Genomic DNA, 16,275 nt, shown 5'->3' on the forward strand with positions numbered 1-16,275 from the left:
CGCGCCGCCACACCATGGGGCAATTATCGTATTCACAATATCAGGTGGCCCCCCCCACCCCGCGTGGGGGCCCACGGCCAAAACGCGGGACGCCCCCCCTCTTCGCGTACGGGCTTGCTTCGGCATACGGCTACGCGACGGGTTCGCTTCCGCGTACGGGTCTACGCGTACGGGCTTGCCTCCGCGTACGGCTGCCCGCTCCGCGCCCCGGGTCCCCGCCCCGGTTCAGCCCTGCGCCAGCTCCGCCACGGGCTGCCACTTCTCCCACACCGCGAGACGCTGCTCGTAGTCGGCCCTGGCCAGACCCAGCGGCGCCGAACCGAAGAAGCAGCGCAGCGGCGGCTCGTCGGCGTCCACGATCTTCAGGACAGCCGCGGCGGACGCGGCCGGATCACCCGGCGTGCCGACGCGCTTGCGGCGCTGCTCCTGCACCTCCTTGTGGAGGTCGGCGTACGCGGGCAGCGGCTCGGACGTACTCGACGAGGACCCTGCCCAGTCGGTGGCGAACCCGCCCGGCTCGATCAGCGTGACCTTGATGCCGAACGGCGCCACTTCCTGGGCCAGCGCCTGGCTCATGCCTTCGAGCGCCCACTTCGACGCGTGGTAGATCCCGACCAGCGGGAAGGCGCTGATCCCTCCGATGGACGAGACCTGGAGAATGTGACCGCTGCCCTGCTCACGCAGGAACGGCAGCGCCGCCTGCGTGATCCACAGAGCTCCGAACAGGTTGGTCTCCAGTTGCGCCCGTGCCTCGGCCTCGGTGAGTTCCTCGACCAGGCCGAAGTGACCGTAACCGGCGTTGTTGACCACGACATCGAGGCGCCCGAACCGCTCGTGCGCCTGCTGCACGGCGGCGAAGTCCGCGTCGCGGTCCGTCACGTCGAGACGCAGGGGCAACAGCCGTTCTCCGTACTTCTCGCGGAGGTCACCCAGCGTGGAGAGGTCCCGCGCGGTCGCGGCCACCGAATCGCCGCGTTCCAGGGCGGCGATGGCCCACTCCCTGCCGAAGCCGCGTGAGGCACCGGTGATGAACCAGATCTTCTGCGTCATGGTGTGCTCCTCAAGGAAACGTGTCATCCGTACGATCTGCTCGTCGCGGTGTTCCTTCCCCCAGCCAACACCTTCGAGTGGACTCGATGGCAACCCCGGCACTCCCGGAGGCGACCCCCGGCCCGCCGACCGATCCGGTTGATCCGGGCCGGTCACCTGATCATCGGGGGCTGTTGCGGGATTCAGTCCTGGACCGGTGTGCCCGGGCCGATGTCGTACGCCTTCTGCACGAGGGCGGGGCGGCTGCCGTCGTTGAGCTGCCGGTCCCACAGGGCTTCGACCTGTTGGCGGGCCTGTGGCTCCATCTCTTCGGGCAGCAGGTTGCGGTAGCGCCGGTCCTCACCGAGCAGGACCCGTACCGTGCGCTCGTAGACCGGTTCGGGATCGTACTGCTCGTGGGGGAAGGCCAGTTCGGCATAGTCGTGGAGACGACCGGCGGGGTCGTCACGCCATTGCTTCCACGTCTCGAACATCGTGTCGTTGAAGCCGGTCAGGAAGGGCCCGGGGTTGATCGTGGCGACCGTGACACCGAATTCGGCGAGTTCCTGGTCGAGAGCGTCGGCGAACGCCTCCACCGCGTGCTTGGAGCCCGCATAGGCACCGGTGAACGGATCGACGGTGAGACCGGCGACCGAGGACATGAAGACGATGCGTCCCCTGCGGCGGGCCGCCATCCGGCGGGCGATGCCCTGGGTGAGCAGGACGGGGCCGAAGACGTTCACCTCGAACTGGCGGCGCAGCCGCTCCTCGGGAATGTCGGCAGTGGCACCGCCCTCGGACACACCGGCGTTGTTGAGGAGAACCTCGGCCTCCCACGTCCAGGCGTTCTCGCGGTCGCCGGGGTCGGTGACGTCGAGCTTCTCGACACGCAGGCCGACGCCCCGAGCCCGCGCCTCGGCTCGAACCGTGGTGACCTGCGCGATGATCTCTACGCCCGCGATCACCTGGTGCCCGGCCGCCGCGAGCCGCAGCGCGACCTCCTTGCCGAACCCGCTGCCCGCGCCGGTGATGAGAATCGGTCCCGCCATGGTGGTTGCGCCTTCCGGTGCTGAGATTGGGCCTGTCACGCCTGTCCCCCCTCCGGTCTCCCTGTGCCCCTGTCCCTGGCACCGGTCCTGCCGGACAGGGCCACATGGGGAAGACGGTAGATCCGCACTCGCCAGGACGCCTTTCGGCGCAACCGCCCCGTTCTCCCCGACACTCGGAGAGATGCGTGGGGCCATCGGCGTCTCCTTGTCCGGCGCAGCGCCGTCCCCAGGGACGAAGCGGCCTCGGGCCCAATTCACGCGATACGCCCGTTCAGGTGACGCAGCCCCGCGCATCGCCGGGCGCGAGCAGGCCCCCACTACCGGCTGACGAGTCCGTGCACTACCGGCTGACGGGTCCGTGCCATCTCGTCCTGCACCGCCCAGAGGCGTCCGGCCACCGGAGGCTTCTTCGGTCGAGGACGGCAGTGCCTCGGCGGGGTGTGTCGCGGCAGTACACCGCTACTGCGGGCAAGGCCGCCAACTGCCGGGCGGGAATCTCCTGCACATGGCCTCCGGTCGTGCCTCGGCGGCGGTCGGCCGGCGACTGTCTGCGCCCGCCAGGGATTACGGGACAGCCCCTGGGCGCCGGGATCCGTGAAGGCGGATCCGGAGAAGGTCGCCCGCCGGTTGTGAAGTACCCGTACAAGCCGGAGTCGGTGAAACAGCTGGTGCAGGCCGCCGGCCGGAAAGCGGCAGAGCCGGTGCAATGGCGTGAGGGTTCCTGGGCGAGTGGCCGGCCGGCCAGGGCGGACCTGTTCAGCCCTGAAAGGAGTGGCTTCCTCCGGTCGCGGTACGGTCCTGCCATGTCCCGATCAGCCGATGTTGCCCTCTCCCGGCCCCCCGTCACCGCGGACGACCTCGACCTTGCCGTGCAACTCGCTGTGGCGGTGCTTCGCAAGGCGCCCCCGGCCGCGTGGGAAGGCACGGCCGGTCCGCTGGAATGGGACTGCTGGGAAACCGTCGAGCACCTCAGTGACGATCTCTTCGCCTACGCTGCGCAACTGGGCCCCAGAACACCGCCCTTGGATGGTGAGGTGCCCTTCGTATGGGAGAGCCGACGTCCCGGCGGCCCGGCCAACGCCATTCACGCGAACCGCGAGGCGGGGCCCGCCGGTCTGCTGCAGGTCCTGGAAGCGAGCGGCGCGCTGCTGGTCGCCATGGTGCGCACGACGCCTCCGCAGGTCCGCGCTCACCACGTCTTCGGCGTCTCGGACCCCGAGGGCTTTGCCGCGATGGGCATCGTGGAGACCCTGGTGCACACGTACGACCTGGCACAAGGGCTCGGTCTCGTATGGAGCCCGCCTGCCGGTCTGTCCTCCCGGGTGCTCGCCCGGCTGTTTCCGGACGCACCGTCGTCCACGGATCCCTGGCCCACCCTTCTGTGGGCCACCGGACGCGCCGAACTACCCGGACACCCCACTCTCACCACATGGCGCTGGGACGGCACACCCCGGGCGTAGTCTCAGGCGTTTCCGCCGCGGTTTCCCGCATGCTCCAGGACATCGGTTCCGCTCTGCGCGCCACCGCGCCGGGCAGCGCCGGCACACGTACCCGTACCGGAGCGCCGACCGTCCCGGCCTGCGCAAGGTCCGGGTCGACGGCGGCTACCGCAAACGCTTCGCCGAGCACGCCGCTCCGAAGCCGTGATCCACCCACCCAAGACCGACCTCATGGCCCGCCGCCCCACCGGCGAGAAACACCATCTCCCGGCGCGCTCCGGCATGATCCCGTCAAAGCCGCATCCAGGCAGGAAATAACGGTACGAAACTACCTCTGACAGTCCCGCTGGGAGGAAAGTGGCCACGGCACCACTACGCGCACTGTCATTGAGACATCGCCGGGCGGAGGTGCGACGTTCCCTCGTCACTGCGTCGCAGGCCAGACTTTTTGAGTGCCGGGCAAACAATCTGTATCCGGCCACCTGACAAATTAGCCTATTGCATAGGATCGCCAGCCCGTGCAGAGTGATTTGAGCAAGCCAAAGTGACGAGAGTTACTGCTGTGCCGATGATTCGGCACAGCCCATAAAGGGGACGGCGCCCGAGGTGATCACCCCCGGCAAGGGCGGTTCGCCAGAACTGCGGAGGACGCCGTCCGGCCGGGCCCACTGACCCTCATCGCCATCACGCCACGCATGAGCACCTCACCCTGATTACGCCCTTCCGAGTTGAACAGCGCATGCCCTGTCCCGTGGCCGTTGTGTGCATACGGCTGAGAGAGGGGTAACGGACGTGCCCCCTCTCCCTGGATCGGTAGGGAAAATTCGAGATGTCCGCACGATTAACCATGTCCCTCACCGCGTGGCCGCCCCAAGCGGTGGCCTTACGGTGCGACGGGCGTTCCCCGGTCACCTACGCCGAACTCGAAGCCCGCCGTGCCCGCCTGGCGGAACGCCTGCTGGCGCGAGGTGTCGGCCCGGAGACCGTCGTCGCCGTCTCCCTGAGCACACGCGCCGACACCCTGGTGGCCCTGTACGCCGTCCTGAGCGTGGGCGGCGTCTACCTGCCACTGGACACGACGGCACCGGCCGACCGGCGCCAGGAGGTCCTGACGGACAGCGGTGCCCGGGTGGAACTGCGCGACGGGCCCCACCCGGACGCCGAACCCGTTCTGGTCGGCCGCGCCGACCCGCCGCCGGCCGGCACCGCTCTCACCGACGCCAACACCGCGTACGTGCTGTACACCTCGGGCACCACCGGGCGCCCCAAAGGCGTGTGCGTCTCTCGCGCGGCCCTGGCGGCCCACCTGGACGACATGGCCGGGCGCCTGGAGATGGAGCCGGACGACCGGGTCCTGTGGTTCGCCGCCCCCCATGTGGACGTCGCACTGGAACAGGCCCTGACAGCGTTGTCAGTCGGTGCCTCGGTGGTGGCGCGCGGGCCCGGTCTGCTGTCCTTCGGCGAATTGGCCGAGCTAGTCGAACGCCACGCGGTGACGGTCGCCAACCTGCCGGGCGGTTACTGGAACGCGTTCGCCCTGTCCATGAATGACCGTCAGGTCGCGGCCTGCCGGGGACTGAGACTGATGATCTCGGGCAGCGAACGCATGTCCGCCGCCGCCGTGGCCAACTGGCAGCACCTCCTCCCCGGCGTGCCGTTGCTCAACGCCTACGGCCCCACCGAGACCGTCATCACCTCGACCCTTTTCCGTATCCCGCCCGGCATGACGAAGCACGGGGAGGTCCCTCTGGGAACCGCCTGTGGTGTACGCCGACTGCACGTGCTGGACGAGCGGTTGGTTCCGGTCCCCGGCGGATGCGTCGGCGAGCTGTACATCGGCGGCGCCCCCCTGGCACAGGGCTACCTGGCCCGTCCGGCGACGACCGCCGAGCGCTTCGTGCCTGATCCGTACGCGGACTCCCCGGGCGCCCTGATGTACCGCACCGGCGACCTGGTACGGGAGGCGGAGGACGGAAACCTCGTATTCGTCGGCCGCGCCGACGACCAGGTCAAGATCAGAGGGTTCCGGGTGGAGCCGGCGGAAGTGCGCCTGGTCCTGGAGCGCCACCCCGCGGTCCGCCACTGCGCCGTACTGGGACGGCCCACGTCCCGTGATCAGACCGCCCTGGTCGCCTACACCGTGGCCCCCGACGTCTCCGCCGCCGAACTGGTGGCCCACGCGAGCCACGCTCTCCCACCGCACATGGTGCCCACCGTCGTACTGCTGCCCGCCCTGCCGCTCACCGCCGAAGGAAAACTGGACCGGGCCGCCCTGCCCGACCCCGGCGAATCCGGCCCGGACACCGCCGGCTCGGAGGACGAGCCGCCGGCCGCGGAACTGTCCGCCACTGAGACATCCCTGGCCGGGATCTGGTGCAGGATGCTGGACGTGCCGCGGGTCGGCAAGGACGACAACTTCTTCGCCCTGGGGGGCGACTCGCTGGTCGCTCTGCAACTGGCCGCCGAACTCCTCGCCGAGTACGGTCCCACCCTGTCCGCCCAGACCGTCTTCTCTGCCGGCACCCTGGCCGAACTGGCAGCCGTCCTCGACGACATCACGGCTGAGGCCGCGGCGGAGTCCGGTGCGGAGCCGCCGCGGCCGGGCCACGACGGTGCTCACCACACCGCCTCCGACGAGCCGGTGGACGACGGCCTCTCGGCCGGCCAGCGCTCGTTGTGGTTTCTGGAGCGCTGGGCGCCCGGCACCGCCACATATCACGTGCCCTGGGAGTTCCGGCTCAGTGGCCCGGTCGACCACGCCGCCCTCGAAGGAGCCCTGCGCACCGTCGTGAGCAGGCACGACGTACTGCGCTCCGTCTTCGTCGAGAACCTCGGCCGGCCACAGCGCGTGATACGCCCGGACCTCGTCCCCGGCCTGCGCCTCGTGGAAGCGTCCACGGCCGCGCTCCCCGCACCGGCCGGGACCGGCTCCCGGGACACCCCGGCCGACCAGGACGAAGCCGTCCGCGCCTGCTTGCACGCCGCCGCCCGCGCCCCGTTCGACCTGGAGCACGGCCCGCTGCTGCGAGCGGTACTGGTACGGACCGGTGAGGAACGGGCCGTACTGCTCGTGGTCTTCCACCACCTGGTCTGGGACGAGCTCTCCCTCGCCGTCTTCGAACGCGAACTCACCGAGGCGTACAGCGCGGCCCTGGAACGGCGAGATCCCGCGCTTACGCCGCTGACCGCCACATACGACGACTTCGTCGCCTGGCAGGCACGAAGGGCAGCCGGCGCGAGCCACCGCGACGGACTCGACCACTGGGCCCGCCGTCTGGCCGGCGCACCGACTCTGCTCCGTCTGCCCACCGACCGCCCCCGCCCGGAGCAGCCCGCCTACGACGGCGCCACTGTCGGGTTCTCGCTGCCGGCGACCGTCGGTTCCCGGGTCCGCGCCCTGGCCCGGCAGGAGAACGCCACCCCCTTCCTCGTACTGCTCACGTCCTGCGCGGCCACGCTGCTGAGGTACACCGGCCAGGAGGACATGGTGCTCGGAACGCCGGTGTCCGGCCGGAGCAAGCCCGAGTTCGACGGGCTGATCGGGAATTTCGTCAACCTGCTCCCCCTGCGCGTCGACCTCTCCGGTGAGCCCACCTTCCGGGAGCTGCTGCGCAGGGTTCGCACCGCCGTGCTGGCCGACTTCGGCCACCAGGACGTGCCGTTCGAGGCCGTGGTGGACCGGGTACTGGGCCGGCGCCCCACCTCGTACGCCCCCCTGGTCCAAGCCGCCTTCGAGATGCACCGGCACACCGGTGACGGCTGGCGGGCCGGACCGCTCACCGCCCGTCGTGCGCTGCTCCCCACGGGGACCGCGAAGTTCGACGTCGGCTGGCAGGTCACCGACGACGGGCAGCGCCTCCACGGGGTGGTCGAGTACAACACCGGGCTCTTCGACGAGGAGACCGTGAGTGGGCTGGTCGAGGGGTGGAAGGCCCTGCTGCACGACGCGGTGAACGAACCGGACAGCGTGACCTGCACCTATCGACCGGGGACAGCGCGCACCGCGTCCGAGACGGTACCGAAGGGAACGGCCATGGATGCCCCATCGTCCGAGCACGGACCGAACGCCCCCGCCCTCACCGTCGGCGCCGCGCGGGAATCCACCGCCCGCCATATCGGGGACGCCCCGCCGGACATCGCGGAGACCCTGTACGACCTGACCCGCTCCCGCCCCGACGGCGACCCGGAGCGGCCCGCCGTGACCATCGACGGGGCCCACCTGGGCCACGCCGAGCTGGTCGCCTCGGCCAACCGCCTCGCCCACCGGCTGCGCGCGCTGGGAGTCGGGCCGGGGGTCGTGGTGGGCGTCCTGGCGGAGCGCGGCCTCGACCTGGTCGTTGCGCTGCTCGCGGTGATCGCGTCGGGCGGGGCCTACCTCCCGCTCGACCCGGAGCACCCGAGCGAGCGGCTGGAACACATGGTCGGTGACACGGCCGCCCCGGTGGTCCTCGCCCAGCGCCGATTCGTCCCCCTGCTGCCCGTGGGGAAAGTCACCGTGCTGGATCTCGACGACCCCGGTCAGTGGGCCGAGGAGTCCGACCGGCCGCCGGCTCCGCTCGCCGGCCCCGCGGATCCCGCATACGTGATCTTCACCTCCGGCTCCACCGGGCGTCCCAAGGCCGTCTCCACCTCTCACCGCGCCATCCACAACCGGCTGACCTGGATGCAGCGGCAGTACCCCCTCGACGGGGACGACGTGGTGCTGCAGAAGACGCCCTTCGGTTTCGACGTGTCGGTGTGGGAGTTCTTCTGGCCGCTGATGACCGGTGCTCGACTGGTCCTCGTCCGACCCGGCGGTCACCGGGACCCCGAGCATCTGCGGGAGCTGATCGTCGCCGAGCAAGTGACGACCGTGCACTTCGTGCCCTCGATGCTTCGCGTGTTCCTCGCCCAGGAAGGCGTCGAGAAGTGCCTCTCGCTGCGCCGGACCATCTGCAGCGGGGAGGAACTGCCCCCGCGTCTGGTCAACGACTTCCTCACCCGGATGCCCGGGGAACTGCACAACCTCTACGGACCCACCGAGGCCGCGGTCGACGTCAGTTCCTGGCAGTGCCGGACACTGCCGCCGACGGCCCGGACCACTCCGATCGGGCGCCCGATCAGCGGCGTACGGCTGTACGTGCTCGACCCCGCCGGTGCACCGGTGCCGGCCGGCACCCGGGGAGAACTGCACATCGGCGGCGTCGCCGTGGCGATCGGCTACCTCAACCAGCCACGGCTCACAGCGGACCGGTTCGTGCCCGACCCGTTCAGCGACGACGGAAGCCGTCTCTACCGCACCGGCGATGCCGCACTGTGGCGCGAGGACGGGGAGCTGGAGTACCTGGGCCGGCTGGACGACCAGATCAAGGTCCGCGGCCAGCGCGTCGAGCCGGGTGAGATCGAGACCGTGCTGGAAGCCCACCCGGCGGTGACCGCGGCAGTGGCCGTCCTCGTACCCGACGGCCAGGACCACCGGCTGCAGGCGTACGTGGTGACGGCGCCCGGAAGCGAGGTCGATGGAGCGGAGCTGCGGGACCTGGCCACATCGGTGCTGCCGGACCACATGGTGCCCACGCACTTCCGCCGGCTGTCCGAAGTCCCGCTCACCGGCAACGGCAAAGTGGACCGGTCCGCCCTGCGGGCAGGGGACGCCGGGGACCCGCTGTCCTCCGGCACACCCCTGCCCGGGACCGACGGCCCGGACGGGAGTGAACCGGTGGAACTCGTACTGAACCGCATCTGGTGCATGGTGCTCGCCCTGCCCGGACTCCACCGGGACCAGGACCTGTTCACCTCGGGGGCGCACTCGCTCAACACCCTGCGCGTACGGGCCAGGATCGCCGTGGCGCTGCACACCGACGTCCCCCTGCGCACCATGTTCAAGTCCCGGACCGTGGCCCAGCTGGCCCGGTCCGTGCGAGCGAACGCCGACTCCACCGACCAGATGGAGCGACGGGCCTCCGCGGTGGCGGCGCTGCCCCCGCTGGGCGACGCCGAATGGGTACGCGCGGTGACCGAACTCGACAGCGAGGCGAGGTGAGATGAGCGAGTCCTGGCAGCCCATCATCCGTGCCGGCGGGACGACGGCGCCGCTGTCGGCCGGTCAGCGGTCCCTGTGGTTCCTCGACCGGCTGGCACCGGGGACGGCCACCTACAACCTGCCCTGGATCCAGCGGCTGCGCGGCGCGCTCGACCCGGTTCTCGTGGAACGCGCCCTGCGCGGTGTGGTCCAGCGGCACGAGTCCCTGCGCACAGTGTTCTCGGCAGCCCTCGGAGAGCCGCGCCAGGTGATCCGGCCGGACGGCGACGTGCCCTTCACCGTGCGGGACCTCACCGACGGGCCGGACCCCGAGTCGCGGTCGGCGCGGCTCCTGCGTGAACTGGTACGCCGCCCCTTCGACCTGGAGAAGGGGCCGCTGCTGCGGGGCTGCCTGCTCAAGACGGGCCAGGACCAGTGGGACCTGGCGGTGGTCTTCCACCACATCGTCTGGGACGAGTTGTCCACCGCCGTCTTCGAGCAGGAGCTGGCCGAGCTGTACGACTCGGCGCGACAGGGCCGGCCGCCGGTCCTGGAACCGCTGCCGGTGAACTTCGCCGACTACGCCCGCTGGCAGCGGGAGTGGATGACCGGAGCGGGCTGCGAACGCGAACTGAAGTACTGGGAAGGGCGGTTGGCCGGCGCCCCGACGTCCCTGGCGCTGCCCGCCGACCGCCGCCGTCCCGCGACCCAGTCCTTCCGCGGCGCCACGGCCACCGTGCCCCTGCCCAGCGGTCTGCTGGACCGGGCGGGCGAGCTGGGCCGGCAGGAGGGCGCCACCGGCTTCATGGTGCTTCTGGCCGCCTTCGCCGCCCTCCTGCACCGGCACACCGGCCAGGACGACCTGGTGCTGGGTACCCCGGTGGCCGGCCGCGACCGGCTGGAGCTGGAAGGCCTGCTGGGCTATTTCGTGAACATGCTGGCACTGCGGATCGACGTCGGGGCGCAGCCGTCCTTCCGGCAACTCCTCGATCGCGTCTGCGACGGCGCACTGGAGGACTTCGAGCACCAGGACGTGCCGTTCGAAGCCGTGGTGGAGCGGGTTCTCACCGACCGGCCGGCCGGCCACTCCCCTCTGGTGCAGGTGGTCTTCGGCTGTCACACCAACAGGGGCGCGGACCGTCCGCGTCTCGCCGGGGCGGTCGGCAGCCCGCTGTCCGCCGACACCGGGACCGCCAAGTTCGATCTGATCTGGTCGGTCTGCGACGAGGACGCCGGGGCCCGGATCGAGGTCGAGTACAGCACCGACCTCTTCGACGAGTCGACCGTGGTGCGCATGGCGCGGCGCTACGTCCGGCTGCTGGAGTCGGTCATGGCCGACCCCGACGCCGGTGTCGGCGTCGTCGACCTGCTCACGGAAGAGGACCGCGCGGTGGTGCGGCCGTTGCCCGCGCCCCGGGTTCCGCACGGCGCCCGGCTGCACGAGGTGTTCGAGCGCGTGACCGCGGAACACCCCGGGAGCACCGCGGTCAGCCACGGCCGGGAGCAGCTCACCTACGCGGAGTTGAACGGGCGCGCCAACCGGCTGGCCCACTACCTCGCGTCGCGCGGCGTCGAACGCGGAGACCGGGTCGGGCTGTCGCTGGAGCGCGGCCCGGCGCAGGTGGTGGCGATCCTCGCCGTGCTCAAGGCCGGAGCGGCCTACGTCCCCGTCAACCCCGCCGACCCGGCCCCGCGGCAGGAGCTGGTCCTGGGGGACGCGCGGGTCCGGCTGGTGCTGCGTGACGAGGAGGTGGCGGGCGCAGTGGCGTCCGGGACGTGGCCGGAAGGGAACCTGGCTCTCGCCGGATCCGGCGAGGACTCCGCGTACGTGATCTTCACGTCCGGCTCCACCGGGCGTCCGAAGGGGGTGGAGGTGGCACACAGCAATGTGACCGCCCTCTTCGACGCGGTGGCCGAGAGGTTCGGCCTCGGCCCGCACGACGTGTGGACGGCGTTCCACTCCTATGCCTTCGACTTCTCCGTGTGGGAGACGTGGGGAGCCCTGCTGTACGGAGGCCGGCTGGTCGTGGTGGAGCAGGCGGTCGCCAGAGCGCCCGGCCGGTTCGCGGAACTGCTGGTACGGGAGGGGGTCACCGTCCTCAGCCAGACCCCGTCGGCGCTGGCGCAGCTCACCTCCGCCCTGGCCGCACTCCCCGCCCCGGCGGCGGACCTGCGGTGGGTCGTGCTGGGCGGCGAAGCGTTGCAGCCCCACCACGTCGACCAGTGGTTCGAGCGGGCCAAGGCGCCGGGCGCCCGGCTGTGCAACATGTACGGAATCACCGAGACCACCGTGCACGTGACCGCACACGAGATCGACTCGCCGGACTCCTTCGACCGCAGCATCATCGGCCGCCCGCTGCCGCACCTCTCGGTCGCGGTGCTCGGTCCGGACGGCGTGCCGGTACCCATCGGTGTGGTCGGGGAGATGGTGGTCGGCGGGGCCGGTGTGGCCAAGGGGTACCTCGGCAATCCCACGCTGACTGCCCGGCGGTTCATTCCCGGGCCCGTACCCCACGACGCGTCGTTGTGGTATCGCTCCGGCGACCTGGCGCGGTGGCGGGAGGACGGCACCCTGGAATACCACGGCCGCGTCGACGACCAGGTGAAGATCCGCGGGTTCCGGATCGAGCCCGGGGAGATCCGCCACGCACTCCTCGCCCACCCGGGGGTCCAGGACTGCGTGGTGGTCGCACACCAGGACCCGGACACTCCGCCGCATCTGGTCGCCTATGTGGTGGGAGAGGCCGGCTCGGCGGAGGTCCGCGCCTTCCTGGGCGGCCGGCTCTCCGGGCATCTGATCCCGTCCATCATCATGTCGCTGGACGAACTGCCTCTCACCTCCAACGGCAAAGTGGACGTGCGGGCGCTGCCCGGCCCCCGGGCCGAGCGTGAAACCGAGCGTTCCGCGCCAGAAACCGATGCGGAGCGGATGCTCGCCGGGGCCTGGCAGGAAGTACTCGGTCTGGAGGACGTCGGCAGGGACGACAACTTCTTCGCGCTCGGCGGCGATTCCATCCGCAGCGTCCAGGTGGCCGGGGCACTCCGCAACCGCGGGTACGAGCTGGATCTGGAGGCGTTCTTCACCACTCCCGTACTGGCCGAACTGGCGTCCCGGCTGCGACGCGCGGAGGAGAGCGCCGACATCGGCGACCGCACTCCGTTCGCGCTGGTCGCCCCGGGCGACCGCGCCTACCTTCCCGACGGCCTGGACGACGCCTACCCCATGACCTCCATGCAGCTCGCCATGGTCTACCACATGGAGGCCGACCCGGGGCGACGGCCGTACCAGAACGTCAACAGCTACCGGATGTCCGGCGACTTCGACGAGAAGGCCTTCGCCTCCGCCCTCCGCGAGGCAGTGCAACGGCACCCCGTCCTGCGCACCGGCTTCGATGTGGTCTCCTTCAGCCGGCCGATGCAGCTGGTCCACCATGACGTACCGGTGGACCTCGTCGTGGAAGACCTGCGTGCCCTGGAGGAGTCCGAGCAACTGGACCGGGTCACGGACTTGGCGCTGCGGGAGTGGGCGGTCCCCTTCGACCTCGCCGTCGCGCCCCTGCTGCGGGTCTTCGTGCAGCGCCTGGCCGAGGACCTGTACCAGCTCACCCTGGTCGAGCACCATGCGATCCTGGACGGCTGGAGCTTCACCTCGCTCTTCGCCGAACTGCTTCAGCGGCACGCGGCGCTGCGCGACGAGCCGACGAGCCCTCCCGCGCCGGCGCCCTCCTCCCTCTTCCGGGAGTACGTCGCCCTGGAGGCAGCGGCCAAAGAATCCCAGGCGTCCCGGGAGTTCTGGGAACGGCGCGTGTCCGGGGTGCGGCCCACCCGGCTGGGCACCATGCGGCACGACGAGGGACGCGGGGCCGACGCGGGCGTATTGGAGTGCACCCTCCCGGCCGCGCTGGCCGCCCAGGTTCCGGCGTTCGCCGCGGCCCACGGGGTCGGTCCGAAGAGCGTCGCGCTGGCCGCACATGTGGCGGCGATCTCCCGGCTGGCCCGGGGCCATGAGGTGGTGACCGGGCTGACCGTCAACGGCAGGCTGGAGGACGGGGCCGGTACGGAAGCCCTCGGCGTCTTCCTGAACACCGTCCCGCTGCGCTTCCTGCTCGGCGGGGCGACCTGGAGCTCCCTGGTGCGGGAGGCGCACCGGCAGGAGAGCGAGATCACGCCGCACCGCAGGGTTCCGTACGGCGACATCGCCCGGTACCTGACCGATCCCACCCTGGACTGCAGCTTCACCTTCAACCGCTTCCACGCCCTGGGGACCCTCTCGTCCGCGCAGACCAGCATCGTGGACCAACGGCTCGGCGTGGAGCCGACGGTGCGCCGGGAGCCCAACCACTTCGCGCTGAACGTGACCTTCGTACAGGACCCGTCCTCCGACCGGTCGATGCTGATCGTGGACAGCGCGGACAGCACGCTCGCCGACCGGCAGCTGCACGGCTACGTCACCGACTTCTTCGCGGCGATCCAGCAGATGGCCGAACTACCGGATGGCTCCGTCACCACGTGGCGGGGCGGAGAGAGGCACCCATGAACGATCCACAACCACCGGAGCAGTGCACCGTGGTGGTCAACGACGCCGGCCAGTACTCGGTGTGGTCCGCCCACAGAGCGGTGCCCGGAGGCTGGCGCGAGATCGGCTTCCGGGGCGACCGGGACCGCTGCCTCGACCACGTCGAGAACGTATGGGAAGGGCCTCGTCCCGCCACGCCCCGACCCGTCTGATCCGTCCACCGCGCCACAGGAGGGGAGGAGTAGCTGATGTTCCGCAACACGGCCTTCCGGCTGCTCTTTCTCGGCCAGGTGCTGACCAGCTTTGCCGGGAACGCGCTCTTCCTCTCTCTCGGTGTGTGGGCCAAGGATCTGACCGGGAGCAACACCGCCGCCGGGCTGGTGTTCTTCTTCGTGACGCTGCCCGTGGTCTGCGGCCCGTTCATCGGCCATGTCGTCGACCGCTTCCACCGGCGGTCGGTGCTGATGGTGGCGTGCGGCTCGACAACGGCCCTGGTCACGCTTCTCCTGCTGGTGCACTCGGCGCACCGGATGTGGCTGGTGTATGTCGTCGCCGCCGGTTACGGAGTCGCCGCCATCTTCGTCCGCGCGGCCCAGGCGGGTCTCATCAAGACCCTGATCCCTCCGCAGGACCTGGCCGCCGCCAACGCGTACCTCAGGTCCGCCGGCGACGCGCTGCGGGTGGTGAGCCCGCTGGTCGGAGTCGGCGTCTACGCGGTCACCGGCGGCCCGGTTCTCGCCGGCCTGGTCGCCGGCCTGTACGTCCTGGCCCTGGTGGTCTTCCGTCTCCTGCCGAGGACGCGGGAGACCGCCGAGGGGACGCGCAGGGAGGAGCTGTCCCTGCGCCGCCTCGGTGCAGGGCTCCGGCACCTCTGGTCCCACACGCCGCTCGCGGTCATGACGGCGGCCATCTCCGCAGCCTTCTGCGTGCTCGGCTTCTTCGACAGCACCGACTTCGCGGTGGTGCAGGACAGCCTGCACCGCGCCCCGTCCTTCTTCTCCGTGCTGACCAGCGTCCAGGGGGGCGGCAGCATCGTGGGCGGGCTCACCGCGGCCCTGCTGATCCGACGGCTCGGTGAGCACCGGACGGCCGGAATCGGGCTGGCGGTCATGGCCTTCGGGGCGCTCGGCATGACCCGGACCGGCCTGGCGGTCGTCCTCGGCGCTTTCGTCCTGTTCGGCGTCGGAGTCCCCTGGCTCGCCGTCGGCTACAGCACCGCCTGGCAACGGCACACTCCGGGACCGCTGATCGGCCGCGTCTCCACCGCGGCCGACCTGTCCATGCTCGGGCCCCAGGCAGCCTCGGTCCTGCTCGGTGCCGTACTGATCGGGTCCGTTCCGTACCGCGTTCTGCTGCTGTTCTGCTGCGTCGTCCTGCTGGGAGCCGGCATCGCTCTGCTGGTCACCCATGACCGGCCGTCGGACCGGGCCCCGGACGCAGGGACACCGTCGTCTCCGGCCGACAGTGGGCCGGACGACCGCGCACCCCGCAACAGGCAGACGGAACACACCACTTGACGACCTCCGAAACCCCCGACCAAGGAGTGAACATGTCGCGTCAGAAGGGCACAGGACCCGGAGCTTTCAGCCCCGAGGGAGACCCGGTCGAGCTCTACTCGATCCTGCGCGCCGGCCGAACGCCACAGGTGGTGGACGGCGCGCTGCCCCGCCGGGCCTCTGTACTGGAACTCGGGGCAGGCACCGGACGGCTCACCCACCCGCTCGTCGCCCTGGGACACCAGGTCGTAGCGGTCGACCACAGCGCCGAGATGCTGGCCAAGGTCGAGGGAGCGGAAACCGTCCACGCCGAGATACCGGGACTGGACCTCGGACGGACCTTTGACTCCGTGGTGCTCGGCTCCTGCCTGGTCAACCTCACGGACGCGGAGGTGCGCTACGAGATGATGGCGACGGCCAGGCGCCATGTGCGCCCCGGCGGAAGCGTACTGATCGAACGGGCCCTGCCCGAGTGGTTCACCGGTGTCGGCGAGCCCCGGGTATGGGACGACATCACCGCCACCCTCCTCCGGGTGGAGCAGCTCACTCCCGATCTGCTGCGCGCGCTGATGGAGTACCGCTGGCAGGGCCGGCGCTGGACGCACCTGCAGATCGTCCAGTTCCTCGACGACAACACGCTGGACACCTATCTCAACGCGGCCGGGCTGCGCCGCAAGGAGTGGGTCACCGAGGACACCTCCTGGCTCACCGCCTCCCCGGTCGGCTGACCGTTCCCCCCTCACCA

At 70.7% G+C, this 16,275-nt stretch carries 8 protein-coding genes; 6 read left to right on the top strand and 2 right to left on the bottom strand.

Annotation, left to right across the window (positions count from 1 at the left end):
- Nucleotides 1–225 precede the first annotated feature (225 nt).
- Complete coding sequence (locus ACFXBC_RS16120) at nt 226–1,050, bottom strand: SDR family oxidoreductase (RefSeq protein ID WP_385023961.1); 825 nt, start codon at nt 1,048–1,050, stop codon at nt 226–228.
- Nucleotides 1,051–1,232: 182 nt separating this feature from the next.
- A complete protein-coding gene (locus ACFXBC_RS16125) occupies nt 1,233–2,078 on the bottom strand; it encodes an SDR family oxidoreductase (RefSeq protein WP_385023963.1) in 846 nt (281 codons plus the stop codon).
- A gap of 803 nt (nt 2,079–2,881) precedes the next feature.
- Here ACFXBC_RS16125 and ACFXBC_RS16130 point away from each other — a divergent pair.
- From ACFXBC_RS16130 to ACFXBC_RS16155, 6 genes are all read left to right on the top strand, one after another.
- Complete coding sequence (locus ACFXBC_RS16130) at nt 2,882–3,538, top strand: maleylpyruvate isomerase N-terminal domain-containing protein (RefSeq protein WP_385023965.1); 657 nt, start codon at nt 2,882–2,884, stop codon at nt 3,536–3,538.
- 808 nt (nt 3,539–4,346) lie between these two features.
- Nucleotides 4,347–9,539, top strand: coding sequence for an amino acid adenylation domain-containing protein (locus ACFXBC_RS16135; RefSeq protein WP_385023967.1), 5,193 nt, complete (start codon nt 4,347–4,349; stop codon nt 9,537–9,539).
- 1 nt (nt 9,540) lies between these two features.
- Nucleotides 9,541–14,055: an amino acid adenylation domain-containing protein gene (locus tag ACFXBC_RS16140; RefSeq protein ID WP_385023969.1), complete on the top strand. Its 4,515-nt coding sequence runs from the start codon at nt 9,541–9,543 to the stop codon at nt 14,053–14,055.
- Entirely contained in the window at nt 14,052–14,246 is a 195-nt protein-coding gene (locus ACFXBC_RS16145; RefSeq protein ID WP_385023971.1) for an MbtH family protein, read from the top strand. Before ACFXBC_RS16140 ends, ACFXBC_RS16145 begins: the two co-directional genes overlap by 4 nt.
- Nucleotides 14,247–14,282: 36 nt before the next feature.
- Nucleotides 14,283–15,551, top strand: a complete 1,269-nt coding sequence (locus ACFXBC_RS16150; protein ID WP_385023973.1) for an MFS transporter — start codon at nt 14,283–14,285, stop codon at nt 15,549–15,551.
- Nucleotides 15,552–15,583: 32 nt separating this feature from the next.
- Entirely contained in the window at nt 15,584–16,258 is a 675-nt protein-coding gene (locus ACFXBC_RS16155; RefSeq protein ID WP_385023975.1) for a class I SAM-dependent methyltransferase, read from the top strand.
- The last annotated feature ends 17 nt before the right edge of the window (nt 16,259–16,275 follow it).

It is taken from the genome of Streptomyces sp. NPDC059398 (genome assembly GCF_042751845.1).
Taxonomy (GTDB): domain Bacteria; phylum Actinomycetota; class Actinomycetes; order Streptomycetales; family Streptomycetaceae; genus Streptomyces.

Excerpts from the sequence above, each read along its gene's own strand:
- ACFXBC_RS16135 (WP_385023967.1), top strand. The coding sequence starts at position 4,347 with ATGTCCGCACGATTAACCATGTCCCTCACCGCGTGGCCGCCCCAAGCG.
- ACFXBC_RS16120 (WP_385023961.1), bottom strand. The coding sequence starts at position 1,050 with ATGACGCAGAAGATCTGGTTCATCACCGGTGCCTCACGCGGCTTCGGC.
- ACFXBC_RS16150 (WP_385023973.1), top strand. The coding sequence starts at position 14,283 with ATGTTCCGCAACACGGCCTTCCGGCTGCTCTTTCTCGGCCAGGTGCTG.
- ACFXBC_RS16140 (WP_385023969.1), top strand. The coding sequence starts at position 9,541 with ATGAGCGAGTCCTGGCAGCCCATCATCCGTGCCGGCGGGACGACGGCG.
- ACFXBC_RS16145 (WP_385023971.1), top strand. The coding sequence starts at position 14,052 with ATGAACGATCCACAACCACCGGAGCAGTGCACCGTGGTGGTCAACGAC.
- ACFXBC_RS16125 (WP_385023963.1), bottom strand. The coding sequence starts at position 2,078 with ATGGCGGGACCGATTCTCATCACCGGCGCGGGCAGCGGGTTCGGCAAG.
- ACFXBC_RS16155 (WP_385023975.1), top strand. The coding sequence starts at position 15,584 with ATGTCGCGTCAGAAGGGCACAGGACCCGGAGCTTTCAGCCCCGAGGGA.
- ACFXBC_RS16130 (WP_385023965.1), top strand. The coding sequence starts at position 2,882 with ATGTCCCGATCAGCCGATGTTGCCCTCTCCCGGCCCCCCGTCACCGCG.